Source organism: Filimonas effusa, assembly GCF_004118675.1.
Classification (GTDB): Bacteria; Bacteroidota; Bacteroidia; order Chitinophagales; family Chitinophagaceae; genus Filimonas; species Filimonas effusa.
Genome location: NZ_SDHZ01000003.1, coordinates 252790 through 266747, shown reverse-complemented (window position 1 = coordinate 266747; position 13958 = coordinate 252790). Strand labels below are relative to the sequence as shown.

Genomic DNA, 13958 nt, shown 5'->3' with positions numbered 1-13958 from the left:
GGAGGCTTCCCTGTTAAAAATCGGGAAAGAGCGGCAAAAGGCTGGCTGAGACCGGAGCGTTGTTGCCGGAAGAAACAGTGTTACCGGTGGTGAATGGCTTGCCGGGCAGAAAGCGGTTACTGCTGCCGGCAGGCCGGTAGTTACGTTTAAAATTTGGTGTTACTTTGTAGTATGGAAAAGGTGAACTGGAAGGTTGAAGGCATGAGTTGCACCAATTGTGCGCTCACCATAGAAAAATATCTCACACAGCAGGAAGGGTTGTCCGACGTGAAAGTGAATTTCATAGGCGGTGATGTAAGTTTTGCGATAAATGACAGCACACCGGCTGCCAAGGTAGAGCGGGGCATTGAAGGGCTGGGTTATCATGTAGCCAATGGTCCTGGCAGCGCGAATAAAGCCGTTAAAAAGAAAAAATGGTTTAAGAACCATCTGCAGCGTTTCTGGTTTTGCGTGGTGTTTACATTACCCCTGGCCTTACATATGCTACCCGGGATACATATTCATCTGCTGATGAACCCGTGGGTACAGTTGGGACTTACGTTACCTGTGTATATTGTTGGAATGGATTTTTTTGGCCGCAGCGCCATCAAGAGTTTGTTGAAGGGCATTCCCAATATGAACGTACTGGTAGCGATGGGCGCTACTTCTGCTTTTATTTACAGTCTTATAGGGATGTTCAGCGCTGATGCGGCAAACTACCTGTTCTTTGAAACTACCGCTACCATTCTTACACTGGTGTTCCTGGGCTACTTGCTTGAAGACAAGACTGTAGAAACAACCCAGGCCAATATCCGGCGTCTTACCGTATCGCAGAAGGTGATGGCGAATATGATCGCTTTTGACGACAAGTTTCAGGAGCATGTGTTCCCTGTTGACAGCGCGAGCCTGAAGGTGGGGGATCTTATCCTTATCAAAAGCGGGGAGTATGTGCCTATGGATTGTAAGGTATTGTCGGGGGAGGCCAGTGTTAACGAGGCGGTTGTTACGGGTGAAAGCCTGCCGCTGACGCGTACGATGAACGATAAGCTTATAGGCGGCAGTATGGTGGAACAGGGCAGTGTAAAAGCTTATGTTACGGCTGTAGGCGAGGATACTGTTATGAGCCAGATACTGCGGCTGGTAAAAGAAGCCCAGTCTGAAAAGCCGCCGGTACAGCAGATGGCCGATAAGATCAGTGCTGTATTTGTTCCTGTGGTGGCCGCTATAGCTGTACTTACGCTGATGGGTAATTACTGGATAGCAGGGCTACCGTTTGCTATGAGCCTGATGCGGGCTATTGCCGTACTTGTGATTGCATGTCCGTGTGCCATGGGGCTGGCAACACCAGCTGCGATAGCTGTGGGATTAGGGCGGGCTGCGAAAAAGGGTATATTGTTTAAAAATGCCCGGAGCCTGGAGATCTTCAGGGATATCAGGCAGGTGGTGTTTGATAAAACGGGCACGCTTACTACGGGCAAGTTTGTTATAACTGCTTTTGAAGCGTCCGATAGTGCTGGCGATAGTGCATTGAAGGATATCGCTTATTCTCTCGAGAAATATTCGAACCATCCTATCGCGAAATGTATTACGGCGGTGTGGAAGACAAAGGATGAATTGCGCTGGGCACGTATTGAAGAAGTAAAGGGGCTGGGAATGAAGGCGCTTGATAAGGAGGGGAATACCTATGCAGCGGTTTCGTACCGCGGCGCAGCGCATCTTACTACCGACAGCGGGCATAACGTATATATTATCCGCAACAATGTTTTACTGGGCTGGATCGATGTAGCTGATGAAATAAGGCCTGAGGCGAAGGATGTGGTGGCGGCTTTAAAGCGCCGTGGCATTACCACGATATTATTAAGCGGGGACAAAAAAGATAAATGTGAGGCTGTTGCTGCCGCATTAGGTATAGCGCAGGTGTTTGCCGAACAAACGCCGGAGAGCAAGCTGCAGCAGATAGAAGCGTTGAACCGCCAGGCTCCTGTTGCTATGGTAGGGGATGGTATCAACGATGCGCCTGCGCTTGCCAAGGCAACGGTAGGAATTTCTTTAAGCGATGCTTCGCAGATAGCGATGCAAACTGCGCAGGTGGTATTAATGAACCATGGCCTTACTTATCTGCCGATGGCATTGGGGCTGGGGAAACACACTTATCTTACAATCAAACAAAACCTGTTCTGGGCATTTATCTATAATATAGTAGCTATACCTGTAGCGGCGCTGGGTTATCTTCATCCTACCCTGGCGGCGCTTGTCATGGGTTTGAGTGATGTGGTGCTGGCTATTAATTCAGTAAGGCTAAACTGGAAAAAGGTTGCCTGATGATGAATGATGCAAGATTTGTTCTGCGTAAATACTGGGGCTATACTGCATTCCGTGGTTTGCAGGAGAAGGTAATTGAAGCTGTTCTGCAAGGCAGGGATACGTTGGCGCTGCTGCCTACCGGCGGTGGCAAATCGGTTTGTTACCAGGTGCCTGCTATCCTGAACGATGGCATTTGCCTGGTGATATCGCCATTGATAGCTTTGATGAAAGACCAGGTGGAGAACCTTGGTCAGAAAGGTATAGGAGCTATTGCCATTTACAGTGGCATGAACAACCGTGAGGTAAGACAGGCATTTGATGAAGCGGCAAGTAACCGTGAGATCCGGTTATTGTATATTTCCCCGGAACGTTTGGATACTTTATTGTTTTCGCAATATGTTGATGAGCTGGATATTCAGCTGGTGGCGGTAGATGAGGCACATTGTATTTCCCAATGGGGTTATGATTTCAGGCCGGCTTATCTGCGTATTGCGCAATTGCGCGACCGGCTGCCGGGTAATGTGCCTTTCCTGGCTTTAACGGCTTCGGCTACGCCATTGGTGCAGGAAGATATCATCGACAAGTTGCAGTTAAAACAGCCTGCGGTATTCCGGCAGTCGTTTGAAAGACCTGAACTGGTATATCGCCTGTTTCGAACAGAAAGCAAGATCAATAAGCTTATAGCGTTACTTCAGGAGATAAAAGGCAGTGGTATTGTGTATTGCGGCACCCGCCGCCGTACGCAGGACGTAACAAGGCTGCTGCTATTGCAGGGCATACAGGCTGGTTTCTATCATGCGGGTTTGCCGCAGGACGAAAGAAACGAAAAGCAGCAGGCCTGGGTGAACGGTGCGTTGAGGGTGATGGTTTGTACCAATGCCTTTGGTATGGGAATCGACAAACCGGATGTTCGTTCTGTGATACACTACGACGTGCCGGACTGTCTTGAGAACTATTACCAGGAAGCAGGCCGGGCGGGGCGCGATGGTAAAACTGCTTATGCTGTTTTATTATTTGAAGCACAGGATGAGCAGTTATTGCTGGAGCTGCCCGATATACGTTATCCCAAACTTGCCGATATACAGCGCGTGTACCAGGCATTGGCGGATTACCTACAGATACCGGTAGGTGTTGGAGAAGGAGTGTACTACGATTTTGATTTTATGGGTCTTGTACAGCATTTTTCTCTCGATCCAAGGTTAGCGATCAATGCTATCAGGATATTGGAACAGGAAGGGCATCTGAGTTTCAAGGAAAACGTATTTATGGTAGCCAGGGTGATGTTTACTTCAACACGTACGCAGCTGGAAGAGGTAGAGCGTATGTATCCCCAGCTGGAGCTGCTGATGAAAACACTGCTTCGTACGTATGAAGGTATTTATGATAACCTGGTGCCGGTATATGAGAAGCAGCTCATGCGTTTATGCCGTCTTAGCCGCGAGCAGTTGTTACAGCAGCTGCAGCAACTGGAACGTCTTGGTGTAATAGAATACCTGCCACAGAAGGAAACGCCGCAGCTGCATTACCTGCTGAACAGGGCGCCGGCAGCTTTTTTGAATATAGACCTGCGGAACTATGAGCGGCGGAAACAATTATACATACAACGGTTACAGGCTATGCTGGGTTATACCAGGGATGCCGGTGGTTGCCGCAGCCGTTATATTGCGCGGTACTTTGGCCAGGATGATGCCAAAGCCTGCGGGATATGTGATGTATGTGTAGCGGCAAGGCAATCGGGGCCGCTGTTGCCGGAAGAGTTTAATAGCATTACTCAAAAGATAAAAGCGCTGTTATCCGGTGGCGCTGTTCCTATTAAGAGTCTTGTGGCGGGGCTTACTCCTTTCACTGAAGAAAAGAGCTGGCAGGTGATCCGCTTCCTGCTGTCGGAGCAAAAGCTTGTGATGGACCAGGCTGGTAATGTTACGGGGCGCTCTTTGTAATTTCTGCTTTTTACCGTTTCCTGCTGGTTTTGCCTGTAAGGCCTAATGCTCCGAGCAGGCTACGGGTAAGGATGGAGGCTGCTGTTCTGCCTGCCTGGCGTACTACGGGGTTATCGAAGAAGCTTTCTTCTTTTTTGGCTTTGCGTGTTTCAGGCTTCGACTGTTCCTGTTCTTCTTGTTCCCGGGTGGCTCTTTCAAGTTTGGCTGTCAGTATTTCAAAAGCGCTTTCGCTGTCGACAGACTTGTTGTATTTAGCAGCGAGTTTGCTATGGCTGATGACGTTGTCGATTTCTCCCGGCGTAAGAATGTCCATACGGCTTCGAGGTGTTGCCAGCATGGTATGCACCAGTGGTGTAGGGATACCTTTTTCGTTCAGGAGTGTTACCAGGGCCTCTCCTATTCCCATTTGAGTGAGGAGTTCGTCTGTTTTATAGAACTCCGTTTCGGGGAAGTTCTCTGCTGCCTGTTTAATGGTTTTGCGGTCGGCGGCGGTAAAGGCTCTTAAGGCATGTTGTATTTTAAGGCCCAGCTGGCCCAGGATAGATGCGGGTACATCCTGCGGGTTTTGCGTGCAGAAGAAAATGCCTATTCCCTTGGAGCGGATCAGTTTTATAACCGTTTCGATCTGCTGGAGTAAGGCGGGTGTAGCTTCCTGGAACAGCAGGTGCGCTTCATCGATGAATAAAACAAGTTTGGGTTTATCGAGGTCACCTTCTTCGGGGCATACCGCATAGAGTTCAGCAAGTAGTTGCAGCATAAAGGTGGAAAACAGTTTGGGCCTGTTCTGCATGTCGGTAACCCGGAGAATGTTTATGATGCCCCGTCCGTCATCGGATATGCGCATGAGGTCATCTACTTCAAAGCTGGGTTCTCCGAAGAATATTTCAGCGCCCTGTTGTTGTAGTTCTATCACTTTCCGGAGTATGGTGCCTGTACTGGTAGTTGATATTTTACCATAGGTTTTTTCTACCTCTGGTTTACCTTCATTGCCGATATATTGTAAAACTTTAATAAAGTCTTTAAGGTCTACCAGGGGCAGCTGGTTATCATCGCAGTATTTAAAGAGCAATGCTACGAGGCCGCTTTGCGTATCGTTAAGGCCCAGGATCTTGCTAAGCAGTATAGGTCCGAATTCTGTGACGGTAGCTCTGAGGCGAACGCCTTTTTCTTCACTTAACGTGAGCAATTCAGCGGGGTAGGCTGCGGGTTGCCATTCCAGTTCCATTTTGGCATAACGTTCTTTAATCTTATCATTGAGCGTGCCTGCGGCGGCGAGGCCACTGAGATCGCCTTTAATATCCATCAATAATACAGGAACGCTGGCGTCGCTTAGTATTTCGCTGATAAGCTGCAGGGTCTTGGTTTTACCGGTGCCGGTTGCGCCGGCTATAAGGCCATGGCGGTTCATGGTTTTCAGCGGCAGATTAACGGCGGCTCCGGGAACCAGGTTGCCGTTTAACAAAGCGCAACCCAGTTGGGCCGATTCGCCTTTGAAAGTATATCCCTGCTGTATTGATCCTAAAAAGAGCGCGCTCATGTAATTTTTTGTAACTAAGCTAATAAACATTTTAATATTGCACCCGAATAATTCATCTAGTCACCTTAAATACAACAAACCTATGCGTATGCGAAAAAAGGTTTTGGCTACAGTACTGTTTGCGCTTCTTTCAGGCTCGGCTGCTGTTGCCCAAAAGCTGCAGTTTACGGAGTATGACCTAAGTAATGGTCTGCACGTGATCCTGCACCAGGATAAATCTGCTCCTGTGGTAGCAGTTTCTGTCATGTATCATGTGGGCTCCAAGAACGAGGATACTGCGAGAACAGGTTTCGCACATTTCTTTGAACACCTTTTGTTTGAAGGTACTGAAAACATTAAGCGTGGTGAGTTTGACAAAATAGTATCCAGCAACGGCGGACAGGCCAATGCAAATACCACGCAGGACCGCACCTTCTATTATGAACTTTTTCCAAGCAACCAACTTGAGCTGGGGCTATGGCTGGAAAGCGAGCGTATGTTCCATCCTGTGATCAATGAAATTGGTGTAAAGACCCAGAACGAGGTGGTGAAGGAAGAGAAGCGTCAGCGTTTAGACAACCAGCCTTATGGTAAGTTCACTTATGAAGTGTTCCGCCGTTTGTTTTCTGCGCATCCTTATCGCTGGCAGCCTATTGGCAGCATGGAGCATCTTGATGCGGCTACGCTGGCTGAGTTCAAGGCTTTCTTTAAAAAATATTATGTTCCCAATAATGCGGTTTTAAGTATTGCGGGTGATATAGATATCGAAAAAACAAAAGGTCTTGTAAAGGCATATTTTGAAGAGATACCTAAAGGCGCACCTGTTGCACCTGTTGCTGTTACTGAGCAGCCGCTAACACATGAAATTGTTGATACGGTATATGATGCTAACATCCAGATCCCTGCCATATTCGCTGCTTATCGTATCCCGGGTTCCAAGAATCATGATTCCAAGGTGCTGGAAATGATCTCTTCAATTTTGTCCGGTGGCGGAAGTTCACGTTTATCCAAAAAGATGGTGGATGAGAAAAAGAACGCACTGGAAGTAGCTGCTTTCAATTATGCGCTTGAAGATTATGGCGCTTATATTACGCTGGCACTGCCTAACAACAATGCATCGCTTGATTCGCTGCTTGCCGATATAGATGCTGAAGTTGCTTCGTTGCAGAAAGATCTGATCAGTGAATCGGAGTATAAGAAGATACTGAACCAGTTTGAAAACAATTATGTAAGCGCCAACAGTAAGATGCTTGGTGTAGTAGAGAATCTTGCGAACGGTTATACGTTCAAGAAAAATACAAATGATATCAACGAGGAGCTGGATGAAATACGTTCTATTACCCGTGAAGAGATCAGGGATATAGCGCGGAAATACCTGGTAAAAACGCAGCGTGTGGTTTTGTATTATCTGCCTGGTAAAGAGTAAGATCTTTCTATGAAACACAAATCAAATACAATGAACAAGAATATAGGATTAACAATAGTGGCTGCCCTGCTGGTTTTAGGAGCGGCGGCACAAACAAAAATAGACAGGAGCAAACGCCCGAAAGGTGGTCCTGCACCTACCGTTACCATACCCGACCCGGTAATATATACCCTGCCTAATGGTATTACGGTACTGGTAGTTGAGAATCATAAGTTACCGAAGGTATCTGCTTCTTATTCGATCGATGCAGGGCCTGTACTTGAAGGTGACAAAGCGGGTGTGATGAGCCTGATGGGAAGCATGCTGAATGAAGGAACACGTACCAAGCCGAAAGCCGTATTCGACGAGGCGGTAGACCAGATAGGAGCAGAGGTAAGTCTTAGTTCCAATGGCGGTAATGCTTCGGCTTTAACGCGTTATTTTGACCAGGCTTTTATGCTTATGGCAGAGGCGTTGAAAGAGCCGGCTATGGAGCAGGCTTCTTTTGAAAAGCTGAAAAGCCAGACGCTTACCAGTTTGAAGACTGTTGACAGAAGTGTGAAGGATATTGCGGGCCGCGTTACCCCGGCTTTGTTATATGGGATAAAACATCCGAGCGGGGAATTTGAGACAGAGGCAACTGTGAGCGCCTTAACCCTGGCTGATGTGAAAGTTGCCTATGCGAAGTATATTACCCCTTCACGCGGCTTTCTGACATTTGTTGGGGATATTAAGCCGGAGCAGGCGAAAAGCCTGGCAGAAAAGGCATTTGGCTCCTGGAAGGGTGCAACGCTGACGCTGCCTCAGCTGGCTGCGGTTAAGAATCCTGCTGCTACGGAGATAGATCTTGTTGATGTACCCAATGCGGTTCAATCTGAAATAAGAGTGGCTAACCTGGTTGAACTGCCTTTAAGCAGTCCTGATTATTTTGCTGTATTACTGGCCAACCAGATACTGGGTGGCGGGTCGGACAGCTACCTGTTCAAGAACCTCAGGGAGAAAAGGGCATTCACTTATGGGGCCTATTCTTCTATTTCCGCAGGCCGTTACCAGACTGCGTTCATAGCAAATGCTTCGGTTCGTAACGAAAAGACCGACAGTGCGGTAGTTGAGTTTCTGAATGAGATAAAACGCATTCGTACGCAAAAGGTAAATGCCGAAGAGCTTACAAGGGCCAAAGCGTTGTATAACGGGAACTTTGCACTGGGTATGGAGAATACAGCCCGGATCGCTTCTTTCGCTACCAATATCATCGTAAATAATTTACCGAAGGATTTTTACCGTACTTACCTGCAGAAGCTGAATGCAGTTACTGTAGAAGATGTACAACGTGTTGCCGCAAAATACTTTGGTGTAGCCAACAGCCGCATCATTGTTACCGGTAAAGCTTCGCAGGTAGAACCCGGGTTGAAGAAACTTGGATATAGCGTTCATCTTTACGATAAGCTGGCGCAGCCTGTGAAAGCAGGTGCAGCGGCTGCAACCGTTTCAGCAGATGCCAAAGAGGTGATCAATAATTACCTGAAAGCTATTGGAGGAACGGAAGCGTTGAGGAAGGTAAAAACCGTATGGTATAAAATGACATTGAGTGTGCAGGGGATGAGCCTGGCGGTAGAAAAGAAGGATATGGTTCCGAATAAAACGCTGACGGTAGCTTCTGCGATGGGTAATGTAGTTGATAAACAAGTGTTCGATGGCAATACGGGTTACCAGGAGCGCGGTGGGCAGAAGATGACCCTGCCTGCTGACCAGTTGAATTCGAGGAAAGGTGTTACCAGTATGTTTGAGCAGCTTGATTATGTACCGGGCGTTGTTTTTAAACTTGTGAGCAAAGGCATCAGTAAGGTAGATGGTAAAGACGCTTACGTGATAGAGGTTACCAATCCTGGCGGTAAGATGCAGGCTGAGTATTATGATGTAGCCAGTAAGTTGCTGGTGAGGGTTGAAAGTGCTTTAGAGATGAATGGCATGCCTTTAAACCAGACGACAGATTTCAGTGACTACCGGAAAGTAGGTGCGATACTGATTCCTTATAAGTTTGTACAAACGATAGAGGCTGGTGGTCAGCAGCAGGCGTTGGAGTTTGTGACTACCGACGTGAAGCTCAATGAAGGCGTATCTGAAGGTGATTTCAAATAACCGGGAGATAAAACAGAAAAGAGGGGTGCCCGGCTTGTGCCGGACACCCCTTTGTATTTATTGTTGTGTTGTTGTTAGTCCGTTTTTTATGATGCCGTCTTTTACCCCTTTGATGGCTGCTGCTGCATTTTTAAATTTTCCTTTCAGCAGCCTGTTGCCTATCTGCAGTGCGGAAACGAAAAGATAAAGCGGCAGTCTTTTTTTATGGTGTTTGCGTGCAAAGATGAACTTACTTCTGAAATGGTGGTAGTTGCCCAGGGGTGAGGCTTCGGAGCCTTTCTGGCTTTTGCCATCTATACTGGTGCCATGTTTATGCAGGATATGCGTTTCATTGCAAAAGAGTAGCGAATAACCTGCTCTTTTCATCCTGTAGGCGATGTCCAGTTCTTCGAAGAAGAGGAAATAATCTTCACTAAGCAGACCTACTTTTTCGAGGACATTGCTGCGTGTGAGCAAGCAGGCTCCTGACAGGTAATGGATATCTTCCTGATTAATGATCACAGGGCGCAGGAGGGCCTCGTTTTCGCCCATTTGTTCCGGCAGGCCGGTGTTTTTGTTATACCTGCCGTAAGTGCACTGAATACGCGTAGGATCGTGGTAAAAGAGCTGTAAACAGCCCACCAGGCCTACGTTTTTTGCTTTATTATTCTGGAAAAAGCCGGTGAGAATGCTCAGGGTGTCTTTAAACACGATAGTATCGTTGTTGAGCAACCAAAGGAAATGATCTTTTGAATGCAGGTTGCTGTAACGGATGCCGATATTGTTACCGGCGGCATAACCGCTATTTTGGTCGCTCCAAATAAAATGGATCAGGCTGTTATCATATATTTCCTGTTCAATAAACTGGTGCTGGTGGTATAAGCTCCTGTTGACATTGATGCCTTTTTTTTCTGTGATGTTCTTTGCCCAGCTTTCGAGCTGGAATACAGAATCATTAACCGAACCGTTGTCTACGACAACGATCTTAAAATCGGGGTAATCCTGTTCTATGAGTGACCCGAGGCATTCGATGGTATCGCGCCAGGAGTTATAGTTCAGCACTATGATATAAACTGCTGCGGGGTTCATTTATAAAAGCATCAGATATGAATAAATAGCAAAATCCTTTCCAGATCATATGGCGGGCACTGATGCGGGAACAAATATTTGTTCCAGGTCGTTATTGAATTCGGCTTCCTGGCGGCGGATGCTATCGCGATAGTGGTCGAAATCGCGTGTAGCGCTGTCGTAATTATTAAAACAGTACCTGATCTGCTCCAGTATAGCAGGAATATCTTCTTTGACATCGTTAAACTTATACGAGGCAGGAATAGGAATATCCTGGTCGTTTGCGGCGGCGCCTCTTTTCCCGGTGATGATACAGCATCTTGAGATAGCGGCTTCCCGTGGGAACCTGTCTTTTCCCGGGTGTTGTCCGAAGTCGATATACACTTTTGAAGTCTGGCAAAGGGCAGCGACCTCCTGTGGGGTAAGGTTAATAAGCGGCGCCCAGTTGAGTTCCGGCGCGTGTTCTATCAACTGTTTCGTGAATTCCCAGCCTTTAAGCGGGTTATACAGGATGCGGTTTTCGCGTGGTTTATCTGCGAGCCTGTTTGCAAAAAATGAGGCGTTCAGGTAATCGGATAACCTTGTATAGTTATGGATGCCATGACGTTCCAGGTGCAGCGCTGCATAACGTGACTGTACCAGGTGCAGGTTGATGGGAAGTTTCTCCGGCTTCTGAAGATTAAACCGTTTGGTAATGCCGGTCATTTTAAGCAGGGTAGACCACCTGTCGACATCGGCTGTATCATAGAAGAAGTCGACGCTGAGCCACCATATTACTTTTCGGATGGCGGGATACCGGTAAAGGTATTCTGTTCTTGTTTCGGGTACTACGAGGATGTGTTTTGCGTTGTTTTCGATTTCGGTGGCATATACCGGTTCATATACGGCGAAGCGAGGATGAACGGGGTTTGTGCCTTTTTTAGACCGGTAGTAAAACAAACGCGCGTCTATATTTCTTTTCCTGAGCTGGTGTACAAACTGGTGCAGTATTTCTGTGCCGCCTGTGGCATGCGCTGCGGGGCAGGGCACATAAATGATGGTATCGTGATATACCGGGAGCGACTTTATATTCGATTCATTCAACACAGTATCAAAATAATTTTCTGGTTTTTGTTAATGCGGCAGCGATCACCTGGTGCATATCGTAGTAGCGGTATTCGGCAAGCCTTCCTCCGAAGATGACGTTGGTTTCGGCATGTGCCAGCTCCTGGTATTGTTTGAGCAGCTGCATGTTTTTTTCATCATTGATAGGATAATAAGGCTCTTCGCCGGGTTGCCATTCGCCGGGATACTCTTTGGTGATAACGGTAGTTGGCTGCTGCCCGAATTCAAAATGTTTATGTTCTATGATGCGTGTAAACGGGATTTCTCTTTCGGTATAGTTAACGACGGCATTGCCCTGGAAATTGGGTTGTTGCAGATGATCATGTTCAAAACGCAGGCTGCGGTATTCGAGGTGTCCAAACCTGAAATCGTAGAATTCATCGAGCTGGCCTGTAAATACAATATTGGTGGCCAGCTGGTTGAGTTCCTGCCTGTGTTTGAAATAATCGGTATTCAACCGGACTTCCGTTCCTTCCAGTAATGCTTCTGTAAGTTTATTATAGCCTCCGATGGGGATGCCCTGGTATTTATCGTTGAAGTAATTGTTATCGAAAGTGAACCGTACCGGGAGACGTTTGATGATAAAGGCCGGAAGATCTTTAGCATCGCGGCCCCATTGCTTTTCGGTATATCCCTTGATCAGCTTTTCATAAACGTCGGTGCCTACGAGTGAAAGCGCCTGTTCTTCGAGATTAGCGGGATGAGTGATATTGAGCGAGGCTATTTGTTCCCTGATCCTTTCCTGGGCTTCGGCGGGAGTTTTTACGCCCCAGAGTTGATGAAAGGTATTCATGTTAAAAGGAAGGTTATACAGTTCGCCTTTATAGAATGCCAGCGGTGAATTGGTGTAACGGTTGAATTCAACGAAAGAATTCACATAATCCCAAAGATCTTTATCGTTGGTATGAAAGATATGAGCGCCATAATAGTGCACGTTAATGCCGTCCGTTTCTTTACACCAGGTATTGCCACCTGTATGTGCTCTGCGGTCGATGACCAGGCATTTCTTTCCTTTTTTCCTGGCTTCGTGTGCGAAGACCGCTCCGTACAATCCGGCGCCTACTACCAGGTAATCAAAATCGGGCATATTGGAGTTCATATATTAAGAGAATCGATATACTGGAAAAATAATGCCAATGTTTAAACTACTGGCAGTGTTTTTGCTCTAAGCAGGTCCTGTTTATGTCTACAACCCGCAAATTAACCAGGAATTTCGGTGCTTTGTCTGTAATACAGGCGGCAAACTTCCTCATCCCTTTTCTTGCGTTACCCCTAATAGTAAGGGTAATAGGGACCGAGAAATTCGGTGCTTTGAATTTTCTTGTGGCCCTGGCAACTTATTTTGTGTTGCTCATCAACTATGGCTTTGATTTCACCGCTACGCGGCTTATTGCCCGCGACAGAGATAACCAGGAACTGGTAGACAAGATATTTTCGCAGGTATTTGTTGTGAAGAGTGTATTGTTCGGGATATCGGTGATCATTTTCTCGTTGCTGCTGTTCTGCGTGCCGAAGTTGCAGAAAGATATACTGGTTACGATATTATGTTTTGCTGCGTGTTTTGCGAATGTGTTTATGCCCAACTGGTTATTTCAGGGTATGGAACAACTGCAGCATGCGGCTATTTTCAACCTGGTTACAAAGCTGTTGTTCTCGGTAGCTATGGTGCTGCTTATACAACAGCCGGCGGACTATTGGCTGTATGCGTTGTTTACGACTGCCTCGCAGGTGCTGGCGGGAGTGTTATTGTTCTTTTATGCCATGCGCAGGTTTAAGATAAGGCTGCGTGCCGTGGCATTTGCGGAGGTAAAGCAGGTGTTATGGACTGATAAAGCAGTTTTTATTTCAACGTTGCTGATAAACCTGTATACTACCAGTAATATAGTGTTGCTGGGTTTTTTACAGCCTGAAAAGGAGGTTGGTATATTTACCGCGGCGGTGCGTATCATAGGCGTGGTGCAAACGCTGACGCTTATGCCGTTGAGCCAGACGTTGTTTCCGCATGTAGGGCGTGCCTTTGCGGAGGATACCTCCAGCGGACTTACCGAAGTAAAAAAGATCTTTCCTATCGTGAATGTGCTGGCATTTTGTATTTCACTGGGGCTGATTATCACGGCTCCGCTTGCCATCGGTATTTTGTTCGGCGCCGAATTCAAGGCGGCGGTACCGTTGCTTCAGTTGCTGGCGATCAATCCTTTATTAACGAGTATCAGTAACCTGCTGGGGACGCAGGTAATGTTGAATATGAAAAAAGACCAGTCTTTTTTATGGATCACGGGGGTAGGTTCTGTTTCCTGTATTATGCTGAACCTGCTGCTTACGCCCACCTGGTCGTATTATGGTACGGCGCTTGCATGGATAGGGACAGAATTGATCATTGTGTTGCTGATGGCTGTCATTCTGCGCCGGTCGGGGGTATCTTTTATTGACCGTCGCTATTATTCGTGGCAGTACCTGTGGCAGAAGGTGAAGCAATTCAAGCGCTGACGAACAAGTCAGCTATAACAATACGATTTAGCAGATA

General features: G+C 47.1%; 9 protein-coding genes. 5 read left to right on the top strand and 4 right to left on the bottom strand.

The genetic code is table 11. The features are described from left to right. The first annotated feature begins 171 nt into the window (after positions 1-171). Together ESB13_RS18990 and ESB13_RS18985 are read left to right on the top strand one after the other, a co-directional pair. Entirely contained in the window at positions 172-2301 is a 2130-nt protein-coding gene (locus ESB13_RS18990) for a heavy metal translocating P-type ATPase (RefSeq protein WP_129005268.1), read from the top strand. Beyond that, entirely contained in the window at positions 2301-4223 is a 1923-nt protein-coding gene (locus ESB13_RS18985; RefSeq protein ID WP_246022627.1) for a RecQ family ATP-dependent DNA helicase, read from the top strand. The genes ESB13_RS18990 and ESB13_RS18985 overlap by 1 nt, the downstream gene beginning before the upstream one ends. 10 nt (positions 4224-4233) lie before the next feature. Here ESB13_RS18985 and ESB13_RS18980 read toward each other — a convergent pair whose 3' ends face one another. Next, positions 4234-5760: a helicase HerA-like domain-containing protein gene (locus tag ESB13_RS18980; RefSeq protein ID WP_129005267.1), complete on the bottom strand. Its 1527-nt coding sequence runs from the start codon at positions 5758-5760 to the stop codon at positions 4234-4236. Positions 5761-5848: 88 nt separating this feature from the next. Here ESB13_RS18980 and ESB13_RS18975 point away from each other — a divergent pair, with 88 nt between their 5' ends. Together ESB13_RS18975 and ESB13_RS18970 are read left to right on the top strand one after the other, a co-directional pair. Continuing rightward, complete coding sequence (locus ESB13_RS18975) at positions 5849-7165, top strand: M16 family metallopeptidase (RefSeq protein ID WP_129005266.1); 1317 nt, start codon at positions 5849-5851, stop codon at positions 7163-7165. Between the two features lie 30 nt (positions 7166-7195). After that, on the top strand, positions 7196-9283 hold the full coding sequence (locus ESB13_RS18970; RefSeq protein ID WP_164974277.1) for a M16 family metallopeptidase: 2088 nt from the start codon (positions 7196-7198) through the stop codon (positions 9281-9283). Between the two features lie 57 nt (positions 9284-9340). On the opposite strand, the gene ESB13_RS18965 is transcribed toward ESB13_RS18970, so the two are convergent. The 3 genes from ESB13_RS18965 to glf are packed head-to-tail and all read right to left on the bottom strand — an operon-like array spanning position 9341 to position 12533. Further along, positions 9341-10351, bottom strand: a complete 1011-nt coding sequence (locus ESB13_RS18965; RefSeq protein ID WP_129005264.1) for a glycosyltransferase family 2 protein — start codon at positions 10349-10351, stop codon at positions 9341-9343. A gap of 45 nt (positions 10352-10396) precedes the next feature. Then, positions 10397-11416, bottom strand: coding sequence for a hypothetical protein (locus tag ESB13_RS18960; protein ID WP_129005263.1), 1020 nt, complete (start codon positions 11414-11416; stop codon positions 10397-10399). A 4-nt stretch (positions 11417-11420) separates the two neighbouring features. Next, positions 11421-12533, bottom strand: a complete 1113-nt coding sequence (gene glf / locus ESB13_RS18955) for a UDP-galactopyranose mutase (protein WP_246022626.1) — start codon at positions 12531-12533, stop codon at positions 11421-11423. Between the two features lie 83 nt (positions 12534-12616). On the opposite strand from glf, the gene ESB13_RS18950 reads away from it, so the two are divergent. Further along, on the top strand, positions 12617-13921 hold the full coding sequence (locus tag ESB13_RS18950) for a flippase (protein WP_129005262.1): 1305 nt from the start codon (positions 12617-12619) through the stop codon (positions 13919-13921). Positions 13922-13958 lie beyond the last annotated feature (37 nt).